Below are 20,284 nucleotides of genomic sequence, written 5' to 3'. Positions count from 1 at the left end.
GTTCTCGTGTGCACGCTGTGGCTGGATTCTTCCGGACAGGCTCAGGTTGGCGGAGGAGGGATGGGGAGTTTTGGGGGGGCCACTGATCCCAGTATGGTTCAGGTTGTAGATGGGTTTCGGCTCGTTCCATCGATTTCGGCAGCCGAACGGTACGACAGCAATGTGTTTCTGACACCCAAGACATCAGGCGTAGACAGGAGTGACTACGTCTCTACGCTGAAGCCACAAATTCGTGGCCTCTTTGACGAGGGCGGAATGAAGGCGAATGCTGTAGTCGGCGCGACCGCAGAATATTACGCGAAAAACAGAAACTTCAACTATATCGGGGCAAATGCGGGATTATCTCTTAACCTTGGGTCGATACTGGATCCGTTGTGGCAGGGAATGAAGGCCACGGTTACGGACACGTTTTCATATACTCCTGTGCCGCCTGCTTTTTTAGTAGGAGAGCAAACGGGTTCCACTACCACCTCAAGCCAAGTAGCGTACGGGGGGCCAAATGGAATTCAGGTGGGGCGTGTGAGCTCCATAAGCAATGCTTTGGGAGTCTCGCTGACCGCGCCTGTGAGCCAGACTCTGAATCTTGCCGGAAGCTATTCGCGAGGGTTTTTCCGATTTGGAACATCTGAGGTGCAGCAAACCGGCCTTTTGCTGAATACCAGTTCTGAAACTATTATGGCCGGGGTTCAGGCAAAGCTGTCGCCTCAAGACACTCTGAGCCTGAACTATACACAGTCAACGTTTACGTATGAGGATGCCTCGGGATTGGCTTTTACAACCAGAGGGGGGATGCTCGGCTGGGCGCATTTGTTCAGTCCAACTGTGACGATGACGTCAACCGCCGGGGTGCAAATTTTTGAGGGGGGGGGAGTTTCAAGCGTTTCCGGGAGTTCGAATTCGTCATCGTCCCTTGTTCCAACAGCTGGTCTGGGGTTGACTTGGAAGGATCAGACAACCATGTTGTCCCTGGCCTATGGGTTGTCCCTGACGCCAAGTTATCAGTTTGAGGCGCAACCCATTCTTACGAATACTGTCTCATTCTCGGTGAAGCAGGTGATGCCGATCCCTGATCTAGTAGGACTGCTGAGCGCCAACTATGCCAGAGGCGATCAATTTGGTTCGACTTCGGCAAACTCCATTTCGTATTCATCCTATGGGGGCAGTAGTGGCATTCTTTATAAGATTACAACGAAAACGTTTCTTAATCTGAATTATCAATATATGAAGTTTGATAGTCAGTTTGGCTCACAGGCATTCAGCATGGACCGGCATCTGGTATCGCTGAACATCACCCAGGCGTTTTACTGAACCATCACAGATAGTACTTATGAATATACAGGCGCTCACTCCAGAAGATTTACTCAGGGTATCGCTCAAGAGGAAGTGGTGGATTCTTGCCAGTGTGGTCGTGTGTATAGCCTTGGCTTATGTGGTCTGGATGTATTTCCCAAGGGTCTTCAAGTCAACTGCCATCCTAACCGTCGATAGCCCGAGAATTGCTAAGGAGTATGTGAAGGGGGTTTCCCCAGATGGGAAGGCGTATGAGGATCCAGCAGTGGCCGTCATGCAGCAGGTTTCCATCGGTCTCACTAGCAAAACTATCCTCATGCCGGTGCTTGAGACCCTTAAGCCGTATCCCGAGGCGGAGCGGGCATCGCCGGACCAGTTGATGAAACGGCTGCGCAAAGCCGTGACAATTGGCAGGCCGAAGGACGGAGTGGGGGTATCAATTTCCTATGTTCACTCGGACCCTCGTATGGCGCAGGAGGTGTTAGCGCTTCTGTGTTTGAAGCTGCAAGAGGATAATTTGAAGCGGCGTGAAAACCTTGTTGAGACCACGACGGAATTTCTTTCTGCGGAACTTGAAAGGGTGAAAGGCGATCTTGAAGCCAAAGAACGTGCGATTTCAGATTTTAAGCGGGCGCATATGGGAGAGCTGCCGCAACAGATGGATGCCAATCTCCGCACCCTCGACCGGCTGCAGGTTAACCTGGTAAGTACCAGCGATTCGTTGAATAAATTGGGGGAGCGGCTGACTGCCTTGGAAAAAGCAATTAAAGAGTTTTCAGATCTGGGACAGGCAGGAATCGTTTCCGAGCGACCGCAGCGGGTAGGCGATATCCGGCCCATTGATTCTCGCGTCGCAAAGCTTCGAGATCTGAAGCAAAAGTTAAATGAACTCTTGGGGGTTTACAAGGAGAATTACCCGGATATCGTATATCTGAAACAGGAAATCTCACGGTTGGAGTCGGTGATGTCGGATGAGCCGGGGCAAGCCAGTGTGGACGGGGAGGCCGGGAAGCTTGATGGCAACTACGGGAATTCTTCGAAGCCTGTCGATCCATATTTGCGAGAGTTGATGAAAGAGCGTAGCGAAGTGAAGAGTGAGATAGCCTTTTTAAAGGAAAAGCAGGCTCTAGCTGTTCGGCAAATCAAAGAGCTTGAGTCTCGTGTCGAGCGGGCGCCTATAAGGGAACAAAGTTTGGCTGAGTTGCTTAGAGATTATGAGAATATGCAGAAGGGCTATCAGTCCCTGCTTGATAAACGGACGAATGCCAGAATTGTAGAGAATTATGAGAGCCGTCAATTTGGGGAGCAATATCGAATTATTGAGGCGCCTAATTTCCCCTATACGCAGGAGCCTCCGACATTGCTCCATTTTTTGCTGGGTGGTTTTGCTCTAGGCTGCCTTATTGGGTTCGGGTCAGCTATTGGTTTGGAGTGCCTCAAGACAGGATTTCGCCGGCCGGAGGAGGTTGAAAGTCTTCTTGGCTTTCCCGTCATCGCTTCTATCCCGGCGTTCTCAACTGTGATGAGCGGACTGGGGGTGAAGCGCGCCCAGGCCTTATTGGCTGGTCCTGCCATGTCCACGAGCGCGACGGTCTCTGTGCCATCCTATCTTGGGTATCGTAATGAGGAAGATAGGGAGGGGCAGGGGCGTAAAAAAGAGCCAGCTAACTCTGGCGGGAGCTTGCCTCCGACATTCCACCTCGTTGCGAAGTGGGGGGCGGCCTCGTTGATGGCCGAGCAATATCGAGTGGCTGCGACCCGATTAATCCTCATGACGGTTGAAAAACAGAATGTGGTCACGCTCGTGACCAGCAGCGTGATGAGTGAAGGCAAAACAACAACGGCTGCCAATCTCGCGTATATTTTGGCGCACGATCTCGGTAAGTCCACTTTGCTTATCGATTGTGACTTCAAGCGCCCTATGGTGCATGAATATATGGGGATTCCCGCTGCTCCTGGTGTGGGTGATGTGCTGCAGGGGGGGGAGCTTCTTGAGAATTGCATCCATCAGTGCGATGGGGTGCCGCTCTGGATTTTGCCCTCTGGATCTTCCGGTGTGCGACCCGTCGGCCTGTCGGGCATTCAGTATGTAAAGAGCATTCTGCCAGAGGTCAAGAGACGCTATGACTATGTAATCTTGGATGGACCTCCGGTGATGCCGTTGGCGGATGTGAATGTTCTCGGTGGTATGGCGGATATGACGGCCTTCGTGGTTCGAGCTGGTACGACAAATCAGGATATCGTCAAGAAAGCGTTGAAGGTGCTCGGAGATAAGACGGAGACCGTTATTGTTTTGACTCAGATTGAAATGGAGCATGCTCCCTATTTTATGTATGCCGCAGCGTACGCCAATGAAGACAGTGGAATTCGAGCGTAACAAGTTTCAAGAGGAACCGATGCTGGCGCCGAGTCTCTTCCCCGGCCAAGCGAGGGGCTTATGGCGTATGCCAGGTCTCAAGAAACGGATCCTTATTCTTGGGACGGGGCAACTCGCTGTGGATTTATGCCAGGTCATCACATCGAGAAATCGGTGGCTGGTTGAAATCGTCGGATTTCTTGGCGGGAAAACTCAACGAGTAGAGACACGGCTGGTCAACCCAGGTATTGTTGGTACGTATGATCAATTGTCAGAAGTAGTTGAACAGCATCGGGTAGATACTATTGTCGTATGTCTGGAGGATCGCCGTTCGGTGCTGCCGGTTCAAGCGCTGCTTGATTCTAAGGCGATGGGCTTAGAGGTTCTTGACGGCCATCACTTGTTTGAGGAGGCATCAGGGCGTCTCTCGATTGATTCGCTCCGTCCCAGCGCACTAATCTTCTCAACTGGATTTCGCCGAAGGCTGCCATCATTGGTGAGCAAGAGGCTTCTGGATGTAGTGGCGTCGGCGGTGGGGCTTGTGGTGTTGACCCCTTTGTTTATCCTTCTTGCGGCCGTTATTCGATTGGATTCACCGGGCCCGGTATTTTACCGCCAGGTTCGAGTCGGGCTACGCGGTCGGCCCTATATGATTTGGAAGTTTCGCTCGATGAGGCAAGATGCCGAGAAGTCCGGCCCTCGATGGGCCCAGGCCAACGACCCTCGTATCTCGCGTGTCGGATGGTGGTTGCGGAAGACTCGTCTCGATGAGCTGCCTCAATTAATAAACGTGCTCAAGGGGGATATGAGCCTTGTCGGGCCGCGTCCAGAGCGGCCCGTATTTGTGCAGGATTTGCGCGTGAATATTCCCTACTACGATATCCGCCATACGGTCAGGCCTGGTGTGACAGGTTGGGCTCAAGTGAAGTTTCGCTATGGGGCTTCGCAGGAGGATTCCCATACGAAGCTGCAATATGATTTGTATTACGTGAAGAATCTTTCTCTTCTGCTAGACCTGAAAATTCTGATGCATACGATTCGAGTCGTGATGCTCGGGGAAGGGGCGCAGTGATGGATTTATGCGACATCTCTAGAGGGAGGCTGTCGCATGTGCTGTCATTTGGGGGAGAGGAGCAAGCCGAGACTGCACACGGGGGGGGCAGCTTGAGGGGGATAAGTACAGCAAGTCTTTTCGTGTCAGGCTCGAGTTGTTTCTGATCCGAAGAATCTAGCAAATATCTAAAACGCTAGGTGATGTGCTGGTTGGTCTGATAAAGTTTTCCCAGTTCGGTAATCTCCAGGTTCTGGGGCAGGTCAATCGGTCGTAGAGACTTGCTCCAAGGATGAAGCGAGTGTTGAAACCGGCCCATCCCGCAGCCCCTTAAAGAGGATCGAGGTCTATGTATATACTGGGCATTTCTGCGTTTTACCACGATAGTGCCGCCTGCCTGGTGCGGGATGGCGAGATTGTCGCAGCGGCACAAGAAGAACGGTTCACTCGAAAGAAGCATGATCCGGGATTCCCTCGTCGAGCGGTGGAGTATTGTCTGAGTCAAGCCGGCATTGGCATCAAGGATCTAAAGTACATAGTTTTTTACGATAAACCACTCATTCATTTTGAGCGATTGCTGGAAACCTATGTGTCGTTTGCTCCTCAAGGAATTCAATCGTTCCTGGCTGCAATGCCTGTCTGGTTGAAAGAGAAGCTCTTTTTGCACAACTTGCTTAAAAAGGAAGTGTTAGCCTGTTCGAATGGCCTCGATAAATCCGAACTGCCGGAATTCCTCTTCGGCGAACACCACGAATCCCATGCCGCGTCAGCATTTTTTGCCTCACCCTATCAACGGGCCGGGGTGTTGTGTATGGATGGAGTAGGGGAGTGGGCGACCACCTCGGCATGGCTGGGGGAGGGAAATACGTTGACCCCGCTGTGGGATATTCCGTTTCCTCACTCGCTCGGTCTTCTCTATTCAGCATTCACATACTATACGGGCTTCAAAGTCAATTCCGGAGAGTACAAAGTCATGGGGCTGGCTCCATACGGAGAGCCGAAGTATGTCAAGGCTATTTATGAACATTTGATCGATCTGAAGCCGGACGGCACGTTCAGAATGAACATGGAGTATTTCAATTACTGTACCGGGTTGACTATGACAAGCCGAAAGTTTGATGCGGTGTTCGGGGGGCCACCTCGCAAGCCGGAGTCGAAGTTCGGTCAGCGGGAAATGGATTTGGCTCGATCGATTCAAGAAGTGACGGAAGAGGTCATGCTGCGACTCTCGCGGACGATGCATCGTGAAACGGGAGTGGACTATCTTTGCCTGGCGGGAGGGGTTGCGCTCAATTGTGTCGGTAATGGAAGGGTGCTTCGGGAGGGGCCGTTCAAAGGGATTTGGATTCAGCCGGCGGCTGGCGATGCCGGCGGAGCGGTGGGGGCTGCGCTGAGCGCCTGGCATCAGTATGAAAATAAACCAAGGGGCGCAGATAATATCCACGACAGAATGAAGGGGAGTTATCTGGGGCCGGCATTCAGCAATGAGGATGTTGAAGCTCGGCTCAAGACCATTGGGGCGGTCTATTGTCGGCTTGATGAGAAGGATTTGTATGGCCGGGTAGCTGATGAGCTGGCAGCGGGAAAGGTCGTGGGGTGGCATCAGGGGCGTATGGAGTTTGGGCCGAGATCTCTTGGCGGACGCAGTATTTTAGGGGATGCCCGGAATACAAAAATGCAGTCGGTTTTGAATCTCAAGATTAAATATCGTGAGTCGTTCAGGCCCTTTGCTCCCTCTGTTTTGAGAGAGCGTGTGTCGGACTATTTTCAGATGGACTGTGATAGTCCATACATGCTGCTGGTGGCTCCGGTCCTTGAAAAGCGACGGCTTCCATTCGATCCAGGCCAGAAAGAACTATGGGGAATCGATTTGCTCAATGTGCCGCGGTCGGATATCCCATCCGTTACGCACATCGATTACTCTGCCAGAATTCAGACGGTTCATGAGGAGACGAATCCCCGGTATTACAAGTTGCTCAAGGCTTTTGAGGCGAAGACGGGGTACGCCACCTGCGTCAATACATCATTCAATGTGCGCGGTGAGCCCATTGTGTGTACGCCGGAAGATGCCTATCGCTGTTTCATGAGGACAGAAATGGATGTTCTGGTGATCGAGAATTGCGTGTTAAGGAAAGAGGATCAGAGACCTCTTGAAGGCGATTCTGATTGGAAAAAAGAATTTGAGCTCGATTAGCTGAACGGGGGGGATCTCGAAATGGAAGAAGTCGCCGCACGCAAAGAGTTGCGTCAATTCGGATTGTTGGTTGGGTCGATCATTGTTGTGATCGGGCTGTGGCCGCTCGTATTTCGAGGGGAGCCGGTGCGTCTTTGGGCGGCCGGAGTTGGAGGCGTGCTTATTGTCTGTGGTGCAATTCTCCCGGCGGTTCTGTCCCCCATATATAAAGGGTGGATGTGGGTCGGGCATATTTTGGGGTGGATTAATACCAGAATCCTTCTCGGTGTTGTGTTTTATGGGTTGGTGACTCCGATTGGGCTTCTATTTCGGCTCATGGGGAAGAATACAATGAGGCAAGGGTTTGCCGAGTCAAGTGAGACTTATAGGGTCCTCCGGTCTCCTAGGCCCCATTCTCATATGAAGTTTCAATTTTAACAGGTACTTGCGAGGAGGTGGATATGGGCGATTTCGTGATGGAGCTCTGGGCTTTCATGAAGGAGCGGAAGAAATTCTGGCTTCTTCCGATAGTCTTGGTGCTCGTGCTCCTCGGGAGTCTGATAGTCTTAACTCAGGGGTCAGCCGTTGCGCCATTCATTTATACCCTCTTTTAGTTTATTTTGGCTTAGCTATTGCATGTAGCCATGTCCGACTTAGCGCCAGGCCAGCCTTCCTAAAGCTGGTCTGGCCAGCATCCCCCCTCCCTCTTAAGAGGAATAGCGTAGGTTTTTGATCTCCACTATCCTTTACATTGAAACGGATTCTGTAAGCGCACAACATTCGTTGCTAAGTCTACACAGATCACCCGATCGGGAGGGGATGAGATATGAGCACCGTCGCTTCGCCACCTGCTCCGCAGCTCCCGCTTATTACCATAGAGACTCGCAAGGAGGAGTCCCACGGTTCCTGTCATGTTCATGCTCCGCTGAATCTCGCTCCAACCAGGCGGCATAAGTACCGTATGATTGCGCTGGCATTGGTGCATGTGTATATCGCATTTCATCTCATTGCATGGCATGTTTTTGGGATCGAGATTTGGGGCAAGACCGCCATGATGGGGGTGCCATCTCTTGCCAAGGGGACGATCAATGCCGCCTCTATAATGGTGTTGTTAATCCTTGGGTCGATCTTGGTTTTCGGACGGGGCTTTTGCGGGTGGGTATGTCACATGCGCGGAGCGATCGAGTTCGCCGATTGGATCCTCCGCAAGTTGAAGATCGCGCACTATGAAAAGATCAGGAACAAGAATCTTCTCATCAATACTCCTCACCGCTGGCTTTTGAGAATTGGCGCCCTGTTTATACTCTTATTGCCCGTCATCATCCTGATCCACAACGCTGGATTTTCACCGAAGGTGAGCCCCATGTCGCCGCCCCCGCTCGCGGACTTGCCTGGCTTTGAGGGGAAAGCATTCGCAAAAACGGCCTTCTTCAATATCGAGATCAATCCCACCTGGTCTGATTTCTTCATCGCATTCGGCTTGGCCGTTTTTATCCAATTTATGATGAGCGTCGTGCTGAATCTTCGCTATGGGCACGGGGCGTTTTGCCGGATACTCTGCCCCTATGTGACGATTATGGTGCCTCTCATGAACAGGTCGCCTCTGCAATCAAAGATTACCCGTGTTGCGCAGTGTACGGGATGTCGTGACTGCAGTAATGCCTGCCCGCAGGGAATTGATGTCAGTCGGGAAATCTGGCATTTCGATGGCAAGGTGACCAATCTCGAATGCATTAAATGCTACGCGTGCATTGATGCTTGTGATGACAATGTCCTGAAGGATACGTCTGCGCCAGGCGTGCCGCAAACCGATAGGTTAAAGCCCTATGAGAAGCGTCCATGGCAGCAAGAGACGGTTCGCAAAGACGGGTTGCTTACCAATGCCCGACACATGCAGGTCTTTGAGCCGCTAGGTCCGGTGGCTGATTTTATGTCGCTCATTGTCGCCTTAGTGTGTGGGGGAGTTACATCCCGTTTTGGTGGATTCTGGTTTTATCCTGGCGCAATCTTTTCCTTTATTGTATTTAGGGAGTGTTGCTTGCATGCTGAGAAATGGTTTTCCGCGCCAAAGGAAAAGGCCGCACCTACACCAGTTCAATCGTAGGCGATTTGCTGCGAAGTTGTTCGGTGAACAACGTTGTGACGAAGGGGGGACCGCTTGAGCACATCCACTAGAGGAAAAGATTATTATAATCTTGTCGTAGAGCTTATGCTGTATCTGAAGGAAAGTAAGTCCTACTGGCTGGCGCCTCTTATTTTTGTCCTCTTGGCGTTGAGTGCGCTTGCGTTTTTCCTCGAAGGAAGTGTTCTCGCCCCTGCTATCTATTCAATTTTCTAGGTCTAATTATGGCCCGGACGCGTCCCCTGATCTTGATTAGGGTACGCGTCAGGGTTGTGTTTGCCAGCCAGCCTTTCTTGTTAGTTCTGAAGAGGGCCTCTCACGGCACTCTCTTGCTCTGCGGTTTAAATTCGGAGGTGGATCACAAGGGAAAGCGAAATCAGTGGCCGGGCGTCTGGAGTAAGGGTTACAGTAGGAGTCAGAAATGGGGAGTCGGTTTGCAAGAATATACAGCTATATTGCGACATTCCTTCTTAGCTCGGTCCTAATTATTGTATTGGGCCACTATGCATTGGAGTTACGCGCTCAGTTTCACCGCTCTGCCTCGGTCGATCCGAACTCTCTAGCTATTGATGCTCGTGCATATATGGCTGTGTATGCCAACAACCCCGAACGGGAAGCGGTTTTTCAATATTCGCTGCAAGATCATACCCATTTTGAACCGTATATCCATTTCCGAAGGGATCCAATAAACACAAGGCATGTACATGTCGATCAAGATGGGGTTAGGAAAACCATCAAGGATCCAAAGGCGCACGCAAAAAAGGTTTTCATGTTGGGTGGATCAACGTTGTGGGGGACTGGCGCGTCGGACGAGATGACGATACCGTCGTTGCTACAGCATTCCCTCGGTGACGAGTACGATGTCTATAATTTGGGCGAAACGGGGTATGTATCGACACAGGAGCTAAATCAACTGCTAAAGAAGTTGGCAGATGGTGAAGTGCCAGACTATGTCATTTTTTATGATGGCAACAATGATGGCTATGCCGGGGCGTACTCTCCCGCAGTTCCTCGAGACCCACAGAATCTGCGAAAAGAGGCCGAGTCTCGGCGAAAATCGGAAAGCGATATCATCTATCGCCTTGTCCACGATTGGTTTGAACCGTCTAACTATGGCAAATTGCTTTGGAGCCTCAAAGAGCGAAGGGTAAGGCATTGGGAGGAGAGTATCGCCGACAGTGTAGGGATGCGAGCGGGAAAGGTTGTGGGGTATTACGATGCCCACATTCGACAAGTTAAAGCTTTGGCGAAGGAGTATGGATTCAAAGCGTATTTCTTTTGGCAGCCCAATTTATTTAATCCACATAGGCCACCGGCATCCTACGAAAAAGATATTCAGGAGAGTGCGGCGCCTGTTTTTGTCGAGTCTCAGCGACAGGTCTATGCTGAAGCCAAGAAGATCTTTGAGGGTAGAGAAAATGAAGGGGTATTTTTTATTGCCGACATGTTTAATGCCGTGTCTGAACCAATCTTTTTAGACTGGTCCCATACCTCTATGGAAGGAAATAAAATGGTTGCCGATAAGATATTTGCTAGCATTAAGCGGGATATCGCAAGGTGAATGAGTTCACGCAGTGTAACTGGCTCGGAATCCGCTGGGCCTGTTTCTCTTGGCGTTGGCCATCACTGTGACAAGGCCTGTATGGGCCAAGATGGCGGCGCAGGCTGACATGCATAAAGGAGAGGTCGTATTGTATGATGGTGCGCTGTGCTGATGATGGAGGTTGTGGTAGGAGTTTTTAACGACAACGTTGTGTGGTCTAGGTCTTCTTCATCCTCCGCTGCGTATCAGAGCCCATCGAATCCTCCCGCAATTTTCAAATCATAGAAATGTGATTATAGGGAAATCCCCTCTGGCATTGCGAGCGGTAATGAGGAAATGAGCAAATATGTGCCGGCTCCGGATTACTGTGGGCGATCACCGCGTACCCATGGAATTGTGTCGAGCCTTGAGACTGCTGGTGCTCTCCGTCTAGCGTCGTGCATTGACACCCCAGATGCGGCAAAAGAAAGTTTGTATTAGGCAATGACCAAACCAGGGAAAATCGTATTGGCCGAGCAGCAGCCCGGGAAGGCAAGCGCGCGTGTTTCCCGAGAGCTGGATCGTTCGTTAGTTCACGGTATGGCGTGGACAGGCGTCATGAAGTGGTCGGGGCAACTCCTGACATGGGTGGCAACTATCTTGGTGGCCAGAATCCTCACGCCGGACGACTACGGTATCATGGCTATGGCGATGGCGTTTATTGGCATTGTTGGAATGATCTCAGAGTTCGGTGTGGGCAGTGCCGTTCTTAATTTCAGAGACCTTGAGTCAGACCAAGTGTCTCAGCTTAACGGCATTTCCCTCATGCTTGGGCTCGGAGGGTTTATCCTCTCGTGCCTTGCCGCGGTGCCGCTAAGCTGGTTTTTCAAATCAGATGAACTGACCGTAGTCGTTATTGTGTTGGCATCAGGATTTATTCCGCTTGGGATGAAAGGGGTGCCTTACGCCCTGCTTCAGAAAGAAATGCGATTCAAATTCTTGGCACTGGTAGAGGGGCTTCAGATGCTGGTCCAAGCCAGCAGTGTCGTGGGATTTGCCCTCCTTGACTTCTCATACTGGGCACTCGTCTTGGGAAGTCTTGTTGGAACAACGATGGGGGCAGCCTGTCTAGTTGGTGCCAGACCGCATGGGTTTTCGATCCCGCGGTTCAATCAACTCCGCGAAGTTCTTGCGTATAGTTGGGATGTGGTGGGGGCGCGAATACTCTGGTACCTGTATAAGGTCTCTGACGCTTTTATTGTCGGGCGGGTGCTGGGCCAGGCAGCGTTAGGCGCCTACTCGTTCGGTTTTGCGTTGGCGAATATGGCGGTTGAAAAAGTGTCCGGCATGTCTTATCAGGTCACCACGTCGCTGTTTGGGGCGGTCCAGCATGATCATGCGGCTCTTCGACGCTATTTGCTTATTTTGACGGAAGGTTTCGCGGTTGTATCGTTTCCGATCACGATCGGACTTGCGCTCGTAGCGGAGGAGTTAGTCAGAGTGGTGTTCGGCGAAAAGTGGCTTCCCATGACGGCTCCCTTGCAGATTCTTGCTCTCTCGGCCTCCTACCGATCGATCTCCAGCATTCCAGGGCAAGTGCTGTTTGCTACTAAAGATTCTCGCCCAAGCTTGTGGAACAATGCGCTCTGTGCGGCCATTTTCCCTCCGGCCTGTTTAGTGGCCAGCCACTGGGGGACTGTTGGGATTGCGATGGTCTGGGCTCTTATCCATCCTCCACTCAATTATAGGCTGAGCGCATATGTCTTTCGTGCGATCGGATTGGCGCATGGTCAATATTGGCGATCGTTGATCCCGGCAGCCGTTGCCTCCCTGGCCATGACGTTGACGGTCATCGGAGTAAAATATGGCATGCCTTCTGACTGGCCATTGCCGGTTCGGCTGGGAACGGAAGTCTGTCTGGGGGGCATCAGTTATATTCTGATGGCATTCCTATTTTACCGAGCACATCTGCAAAAGTTTATTGCCTTGGTTAGAAGTCAGCGGCAAGGGTAAGCGGAGCAGGCAGCCGACCCGTCCGCGACGGCGCATAGGCGTGAAGCGGCCTGTAACTAATCAACGATTTCCTAAGGGGCAATAGCCATGAATTTGGGCCATTTTGAGATGGTGTGTCAGGTGCTGCTATTGGGCTCTCTCCTTGTAGTCCTGTATGCCTATGCGGGATATCCGCTCGTACTCTGGGCCTGGAGCGTGTTGCCACGGCGAAGGGTGTGTTGTGCGCCGGCTACCCCATCGGTCTCCATCGTCATCGCGGCGTGGAATGAGGCGCCGCGTCTTGCGGCGAGAATTGAGAATTGCCTTAAACAGGAATATCCTGTTGAATGTCTGGAAGTTGTTGTAGTCTCGGATGGGTCGTCCGATGACACGGAGTCAGTTGTCCGCCGGTATGCACCCGGTGTCGTCCGCCTGGTGACGCTTGCCACTCGGCAGGGGAAGGCGGTCGCGTTGAACGAAGGGGTTGCGCGAGCTGGTGGGGATATTATCGTTTTCGCGGATGCCAGGCAGCAGTTTAGTTCTACAACTGTTGCCAGTCTGGCAGAGAACTTTTCAGATCCTTCGGTTGGAGCCGTAAGCGGCGAGCTGATTCTTGAGTCAGATCCAGAGAGTTCAGGTGCGGAAGGTGTGGGTGTATATTGGAAACTCGAAAAATGGATTAGGCGCAAAGAGTCTGAACATGGCTCGATGGTTGGTGTGACGGGCGCCATTTATGCCATCAGGCGAGCGCTGTTTTCCCCTCTTCCCCCCGGTACGATTCTCGACGACCTTTTGATTCCGATGCGGATTGCCATGATGGGATATCGCGTCGTTTTTGAAGACCGGGCAAAGGCGTACGACCGAGTCAGTCGTAAGTATCGAGATGAGTTTGCCCGAAAAGTGCGGACGCTTGCCGGCAACTATCAAGCGATGGCGTTGTGTCCGGATCTTCTGAATCCGTGGCGGAATCCGCTGTGGTTTCAATTCATGTCGCACAAGGTGTGTCGATTGGCCGCGCCGTTCATGTTGATTCTGCTGCTTGTCACGAGTGCTGTCCTGGCAGCGGAATTTCCCTATGCCCTCGTGTTTCTTGCCCAAGTTGCTGTCTATTCCACCGCATTCATCGGATGGGGCCTCATCAAGGTGGGGGTGCGTGAACGATGGACCTCGGCGGCGTATACATTTTGTCTTCTTAATTATGCTGCGCTTGTTGGGGCGATTCGATTTGCCAGGCGTGATCCGGCGTTATGGGGAAAAACTTCGTAGGGCGTTTCTACGGGACGGAAATGAGACGCCAGTGGTTTGTGATAGTGGGTAACGGTCGCGCCTGATATTCTGGCTGGCCATGCGGTTCAGGACCTTGCCGCTGGGCTGCCGCCAATCTCCCTACCAGCCAGGAGCCCATGGTTTCAGTATCTTCCACTGGAGAGAATAACGTGAGACGCAGTGAGGCAGCCTCTGGCTTGACGGCAGGGGAAGGACGTCGTGTGCTCGTAATTACTTACAACTGGCCACCTGACACCTCTATCGGAGGAGTCAGGCCGGTCAAATTTGTGGCAGCGCTCAAAGCGTACGGGTGGGAGCCTATTATACTTACCGTCAAGGAACGCTATTACGAACAGATTGATGCGAACCTGGACGATTCAGATGCTGGCCTCGTGGTGATCAGGACTCGATGTCTGCCCAATCTTCCCCGCTTGTATGTCGCGGCGAGATCGTTTTTTGCGAAGGTTTTTGGTGGGGCAATGGGGGCACCCCCAGCTCAAGGCGTGAAGGCGCAGGACGTAACCGCTCGAGGACCGGGGAGGACATTGAGGCGTGTTCTGTTGTCTGTTCTGTATACACCTGATGAACATATAGGATGGTTGCCATTTGGATTGCTACAGGCAGTAAACGCTGTCAGGTTATATCATGTGTCTTGTGTGATCTCGACAGGGCCTCCCTTCACCGCACATATCGTGGCCTTGTTAGCTCGTGTCTTGTCGCGGGTTGTGTGGATCGCAGACTTCAGAGATCCTTGGGCCATGTCAGAGACACGTCCGTCTGAGTATACGAGTGGACTTTCAACCTGGATGAATAAACGGCTCGAACGAGCCGTGCTTCATTGCGCGGATCGTGTTGTCTGCGTGACTTCGTTTATGACGCACTGGTATCGGACCCATTATCCAGAGTTGCCGAGTAGTCATTGGGAGACAATTACGAATGGATTCAGTGCCGCTGAATTTGAAGCCGTTGCCGAGATTCCGTTATCAGCGAAGTTTAGGATCAGTTACCTTGGGAGCATTGAATACGAGAGGACTCCAGAACTTTTGTTCCAAGCAGTACGGGATCTTTGTGTGGAAGGTCTGATGAAGTCAGAGGATGTTGAGATCAGACTGGTTGGGAAATGCCATGAAGTGCGTGGCCGCCCCATAGCGGAGTTGATTGCCACGTATGGGCTTAGTGATATCGTTACTGTATCTCGTGCGGTCCCTCGGCATGAGGCGCTCAGCGAGATGCGTCAGGCTCATGTGCTTCTCTTATTAGCCACGAATCAAAAGCTTCAAATTCCCGGGAAAGCGTATGAATATATTGGGGCAAGCCGTAGAATTTTGTCCATCACCGAACAGGATGGGGCGACGGCTGAAGTGATTCAGAGCGTCGGAGGTGCGGTAGTTGCTCAAGGCGATATCAGAGAAATGAAGAGGGTGTTGGAAACATGGTATGGCGAATATCGCTGCGGGCTGGATAGGCAGGCGAAGCCTTTCGAATTAGGAGGAGTGGCTGCTGAATTTGAATGGAGTCGCTTGGGGGATAGGTATGCGCAGGTTATGAGATCGGTTTGTCAATAGCGTGTAGAGGTTTAGCCTAAGTGGGGTAAGCTGGGTGTCAAAGGAGCAAGATGGGTTGCTCCCTCGTTGCCCGGATCTTGTCGAGGAAGAAAATCGTGATGACCATATTTCTTATGATCGCCGTGGTGGTAGCAGGTTTCGTGGGATGGTTTGTTATCCGAGAAGCTCGGAGGTTGTATTTGTTTCTGTGGATACCGGGGTATCTTCAGCAGCGATCCCACAATCGGCAGGCAAAGCAATGCGCCAATAAGCAGGGGAAGACACATGTTCTCTTTTGCATGGTTGATCACTTTGAACCGGTCTCACAGGGGTCTACACAAGAAGAGGAGCGTGCTCGGATGCGGGTCTGGTTAGAGCAATATCCGAGCCTTGCGGCGCGCCATCGGGATTCTACGGGACGCCCAGTTCAGCATACGTGGTTTTATCCAATCGAAAATTATCGTTCGGAATATCTGGAAGGGCTCGTTGATTTGTGTCAACAGGGGCTTGGCGAAATTGAGGTCCATCTGCATCATGGGCATGATACAGGTGAAACGCTGCAGCAAAAGCTCCGACAAGGTTTGGCGGATTTCTCCAAGCATGGGGCGCAACAAACTCAAGAAATGCCGTCTCGCACGACCTACGCCTTCATTCATGGCAATATGGCTCTCGATAATTCGCGTTTTGATCCCGCATTTTGCGGAGCTAACGACGAATTAACGGTCCTGCGCCAGACTGGGTGCTATGCGGATTTCAGTCTGCCGACGGTGCCCTGTATCAGCCAATCCCGAAAGGTTAACGCGATCTACTATGCAACGGATGATCCTCTGAATCCCAAATCCTTCGATGTCGGTATTGATGTCGAGGTAGGCGGGCAGCAGGCGGGGGACCTTCTTCTGGTTCCTGGGCCATTAAGTTTCAATTGGCACAGCAGAAAGTGGGGCGTGTTTCCAAGGATTGAGAATGGTGAAATTCAAGGTTCCAATCCTCCCAGTATTGAACGGGTTCAGATATGGGTGGATCAACATATCCATGTCAAGGGGCGCCCCGAGTGGGTCGTTGTGAAGGTGTCTTGTCATGGGGCAGAGGAGCGGAGTTGGGATGCTCTTTTTGGAAATCCAGCAGAGAAAATGTATTCGTACCTGGAATCACAGTATCGAGACAGAAACGAGTATCGGCTCCATTATGTGACAGCGCGAGAGCTCTATAACATCATTAAGGCGGCTGAAGCCGGAAAGATGGGAGATCCGAGTCAGTATAAAAACTTTGTGATCCCTCCGTATCACACGCACAGCAACTCGGTGAGACGCACGTGTTGACGGTCATGTGTAGCGACTATCTATGGCTTCATTAATCCATCAGGTGCGACATGTTCCGGCCGGACTCGCCTCGTCGATTCAGGCTCTGGATGCACAGGTCGAGAAAGAAACAAAGTTCGCGTTCCAGTGCTTCGTCTGGTTTGGGGTGATCGTATTTATTGCTCCACAAGCCTTCGTCCCAGCCTTGTCGGCATTAGGGATTGGAAAGATAGTGATGTTCTTGGCCCTATTCTCATATGTCAAGTTCGCGTTCTCCCAAGGCCATCTGAGCTTTGCGGAGGGGAGTGAGCTAAAGATCGTAGCCTGGCTTCTTTTACTCTCTCTCCTCTCCGTTGGTTTTTCGCGGTGGCCCGGTGGCAGTCTGCAATTCTTTATGGATTATGCTTGGAAGGCGGGCGTAGTATTTTTTCTAACCGCGAATCTGCTGACTTCTAGAGAACGGGCGCAAAAGTTCTGCTGGATGTTCGTGTTCTTTGCCGCAGTGAATTCGTTGATCGGTCTTCAAAATTGGCGCACCGGCAATATGATTTCGGGCGCTGCTAATCGTATTGAAGGTGGGTTTGCACCACTTGCAATGAACCCCAACGACTTGGGGTTACTGTTAGATATGTGTCTTCCACTTGCGTGGTATGCCTATGTGACTGCTACCACTAAGGCGACACGGTACATGGCCGGGCTGACACTTATCGCTGCCTCGGTGACCGTCGTCATTACATTTTCGCGAGGAGCTTTTTTAGGCTTGCTTGTCGTTGCAGGTTTGCTTGTTTGGAAGATCGCGAAAGGCAAGCGGATGCAAGTCCTGCTGCTCATTTCTGTGCTGCTGCCAGTGGTGTTGGTTGTTCTTCCGGCGGGCTACTCTGATCGTATGCTATCGATTGTTCAAAGTGACTTGGATGAAACCGGGTCACGAGAACATCGTATTAAGTTAATGAAGGCAGGCGTGGCGTCCATGGTGGAGCACCCACTGGGGGTAGGCCTCGGTATGAATATCCTGACTGCGGCGGATTCCGGAGCAGGCTGGAATGTGATTCACAATGCTTATCTTCAGGTTGGTGTGGAGTTGGGAATAGTGGGGTTCATTCTTTACATTCTTCTTATATCGAAGACTTATCAAGGGCTGACGGCCATTGAACGCTCGCCCGTTCGTAATATAGCCAATTTAGCTTTTGCCATTCGACTGAGTCTCATCGCCTATATGGTTGGCGCATTTTTTGGCCCGGTTGCCTATAATTTTTATTTCTTCTATCCAGGAGGGATGGCTGTTGCACTGAAAAGTTTGGTGAAACGAGCCCCTCATTTAATGGACGCAAAGAAAGCAGAGGCAATATGAATGAACAACAGACACGAGGGCCGGTGTCTTTCTGGCGTGGCCTTACCTATAGTCTCGTGATCATGGCGGTCTTGTTGGGAGGGGCGGAAGTTATTTTGCGAGTCTGGGCTAACTATTTTCGGGTGGCCTATCTCACATATGATTCTGTCCGAGAACGCCCGGCGTTGGTGCCCAACGCACGTATTCAGAACAGTTCTGAGCATGTTGCCATTAACTCCAAGGGCTTTGTTGGTCCGGAATTCGAAAAGCAGAAGCCGGCCGGCACGATTAGGATTATCGCATTGGGTGACTCCTGTACATTCGCCGGGGGGTGGTATGAAACAACCTATTCAGGTCTGTTAGATCGCTTTCTCAAGGATCGGTATCCCGATAAACGGATAGAGGTCATCAATGCCGGCATCTCAGGATTTAATTCCGAATTTGCCTTGGCGAGGCTGCGCGACGAACTCTTGGAGTATCAGCCTGATATGGTCACGCTCTATATAGGGTGGAACGACCTGATGAAAACAAATCCGGTCAGCTCGGCGGCTACTCGGCAATATAAGTATAGTGGGATCTGGAAGGCTCTCAATGAGAGTTACTTGGTGAAGGCCTATTCTAAGGTGTTGTTTTACTACTTGCGGCCGCTCCTGATGAAGCCCAAGTTGGATGGAGATCCAGAGGGGGCGGCTGCATTTGATCAATTTATGCCGGTCGTCTACCAGTCGAATGTTGACGCGATTGCCGCAATATTAGAATCACAAAGCATTCACGCTTTGTTTGTGACGAGGCCAACTGCTGTCCGCTTGGGGATGACCCAGGACGATATCGAGCGGGAGCATATATTTTTCCCATATTTTGCCGGGGCCTACAGCCTTGAACGGTTTCTGAGTCTCCACCGATCATATAATCGCGCAATAGAGGATGTTGCGCGCCGTCATCAGATTCCCCTGGTCGATTTGGACGCGCTGTTCAATCTGCGGAAGAAAGATGGGCTGTTCCAGGATACGATGCATCTGAGCGATGAAGGCAATCGTGTGGTGGCTGAGGCGTTGGTCGAGCCAATAGGGCGAGCGCTGAAGCTCACGCAGGATAACCCTTCGTAGCGTACTCGGCAGATTGCGCAGACGGTGAAGGGTGCATACCTCATTTGGATGAGCGAATGACGGTTCAGTTTGCGGAATCAGCGCCGGCTATTTCTGGGTTGCCCTCGAACGCCGGACGCATCGACTATATTGATGTGTCGCGAGGCGTGCTGGTCCTGCTGATGTTTGTCGTGCATGCGGCAACTCCCTGTACGCCGTCCATTCGAGACCCGATTCAGAGATTGTGGATTCTTGAGATTGCGACCACCGGGTTTGCCATGATGGCCGGATATACTATTGGAGTCCGCTATGATGCGAATGCAGGTCTTCCTCAACCCAGGCGCTTATGGAAACGATCCGGTGAACTGTTGCTCGTGATGTTCTGGTCTAATTTATTACTCGGGCTAGGGAAGTTGTATGTCACGCAGAAGCCGGATTTTGCGATGCTCGCCTCATGGTTTCTTGGATTGATTACTTTACACACGGAGTACAATATCTCCGGTGTCCTTTTCCCCATCGCACTCGTGCTTCCACTGTTGCCGCTGATGTATTCTTCGGAACAACGAATCGGCAAGCTAGGAGGGCTTGTGTGGTTCGCCGCCATCGTGTCTCTCACGATGATATTGAAACAGTTCACTGTGGAAATACCAGCGATTGAACATGTGAGGAATATTCTGCTGGTGGGCCTGGGGGGGTTTTCAGTTTTGGGGTTTATCGCATATGGGGTGTTGGGCTATGTCAACGCGCGAATTCTTCACGCCTGTCAGAGAATGGGATGGTCATGGGGAACAGTCGTATCGGCCGGTATCATTCTGTCGTCAGGCCTATTGGCTGTTATGGGAAGCGTCGCAATGGAGGGAGCGCTTTGGTCTGGTGTAAGCCAGTGGCAGCACGCCCTATTGCCATTCGTTCGGTCCGAGGTGATGTTTCTCGGAGTGATCGCGTTTGGGGGACTCATTACGGCCTGGTGGTCTGAACGCTTTATGGTTGAACCGCTTCGCCTGTTGGGGACCTATGCCCTCTGTGCGTTTGTGTTTCATCGGTTTGTGGGGCAAGGCCTCGTCACGGCCTTCCCTCTCCACGGAGGTGGGCTGGGCACTTTTCTGTTTATGTTAGCCGTTATTTCTGGCTGCACGTATCTTCTAATAGTTGCGCGCCAGTCCATTGCCAGCGTCGATACTGGGCTCAGGCGGTTGTTTCTCTGACGCAGAGGTATTGTCCTTGGGCGAGTGAACGAGGGGTGTAGTATAAAGCG

14 protein-coding genes are annotated in these 20,284 nt (G+C 51.7%); all 14 read left to right on the top strand.

Annotated features, from left to right (window positions below; genetic code table 11):
• Positions 1 to 6 precede the first annotated feature (6 nt).
• The 14 genes from RI101_02070 (at position 7) to RI101_02005 (ending at position 20,234) form a co-directional block, all read left to right on the top strand.
• Complete coding sequence (locus tag RI101_02070; protein MEC4888821.1) at positions 7 to 1,308, top strand: hypothetical protein; 1,302 nt, start codon at positions 7 to 9, stop codon at positions 1,306 to 1,308.
• 19 nt (positions 1,309 to 1,327) lie between these two features.
• Entirely contained in the window at positions 1,328 to 3,667 is a 2,340-nt protein-coding gene (locus RI101_02065; protein MEC4888820.1) for an AAA family ATPase, read from the top strand.
• Positions 3,642 to 4,718, top strand: coding sequence for a TIGR03013 family PEP-CTERM/XrtA system glycosyltransferase (locus RI101_02060; GenBank protein ID MEC4888819.1), 1,077 nt, complete (start codon positions 3,642 to 3,644; stop codon positions 4,716 to 4,718). The genes RI101_02065 and RI101_02060 overlap by 26 nt, the downstream gene beginning before the upstream one ends.
• A 328-nt stretch (positions 4,719 to 5,046) precedes the next feature.
• A complete protein-coding gene (locus tag RI101_02055; GenBank protein MEC4888818.1) occupies positions 5,047 to 6,891 on the top strand; it encodes a carbamoyltransferase in 1,845 nt (614 codons plus the stop codon).
• Between the two features lie 440 nt (positions 6,892 to 7,331).
• Complete coding sequence (locus tag RI101_02050) at positions 7,332 to 7,484, top strand: DUF5989 family protein (GenBank protein MEC4888817.1); 153 nt, start codon at positions 7,332 to 7,334, stop codon at positions 7,482 to 7,484.
• 212 nt (positions 7,485 to 7,696) lie between these two features.
• Entirely contained in the window at positions 7,697 to 8,974 is a 1,278-nt protein-coding gene (locus tag RI101_02045) for a 4Fe-4S dicluster domain-containing protein (GenBank protein MEC4888816.1), read from the top strand.
• A 439-nt stretch (positions 8,975 to 9,413) separates the two neighbouring features.
• Positions 9,414 to 10,553, top strand: a complete 1,140-nt coding sequence (locus tag RI101_02040; protein MEC4888815.1) for a hypothetical protein — start codon at positions 9,414 to 9,416, stop codon at positions 10,551 to 10,553.
• A gap of 465 nt (positions 10,554 to 11,018) precedes the next feature.
• Entirely contained in the window at positions 11,019 to 12,527 is a 1,509-nt protein-coding gene (locus RI101_02035) for a lipopolysaccharide biosynthesis protein (protein ID MEC4888814.1), read from the top strand.
• Between the two features lie 87 nt (positions 12,528 to 12,614).
• On the top strand, positions 12,615 to 13,772 hold the full coding sequence (locus RI101_02030; GenBank protein MEC4888813.1) for a glycosyltransferase family 2 protein: 1,158 nt from the start codon (positions 12,615 to 12,617) through the stop codon (positions 13,770 to 13,772).
• A gap of 137 nt (positions 13,773 to 13,909) precedes the next feature.
• Complete coding sequence (locus tag RI101_02025) at positions 13,910 to 15,337, top strand: glycosyltransferase (GenBank protein MEC4888812.1); 1,428 nt, start codon at positions 13,910 to 13,912, stop codon at positions 15,335 to 15,337.
• Positions 15,338 to 15,432: 95 nt separating this feature from the next.
• On the top strand, positions 15,433 to 16,635 hold the full coding sequence (locus RI101_02020; protein ID MEC4888811.1) for a hypothetical protein: 1,203 nt from the start codon (positions 15,433 to 15,435) through the stop codon (positions 16,633 to 16,635).
• Positions 16,636 to 16,657: 22 nt separating this feature from the next.
• Positions 16,658 to 17,965 (top strand): O-antigen ligase family protein, encoded by a 1,308-nt coding sequence (locus tag RI101_02015; protein ID MEC4888810.1) that lies wholly within the window; start codon positions 16,658 to 16,660, stop codon positions 17,963 to 17,965.
• Positions 17,962 to 19,050 carry a GDSL-type esterase/lipase family protein gene (locus RI101_02010; GenBank protein ID MEC4888809.1) on the top strand — a complete coding sequence of 363 codons (1,089 nt, stop codon included), beginning with the start codon at positions 17,962 to 17,964 and terminating at the stop codon, positions 19,048 to 19,050. The genes RI101_02015 and RI101_02010 overlap by 4 nt, the downstream gene beginning before the upstream one ends.
• A 56-nt stretch (positions 19,051 to 19,106) precedes the next feature.
• Entirely contained in the window at positions 19,107 to 20,234 is a 1,128-nt protein-coding gene (locus RI101_02005) for a hypothetical protein (protein ID MEC4888808.1), read from the top strand.
• Positions 20,235 to 20,284 lie beyond the last annotated feature (50 nt).

Source organism: Nitrospira sp. (assembly GCA_035968315.1).
Classification (GTDB): Bacteria; Nitrospirota; Nitrospiria; order Nitrospirales; family Nitrospiraceae; genus Nitrospira_D.
The sequence above is the reverse complement of the archived record's forward strand: the minus strand, read 5'-3'. Positions and strand labels throughout refer to the sequence as shown.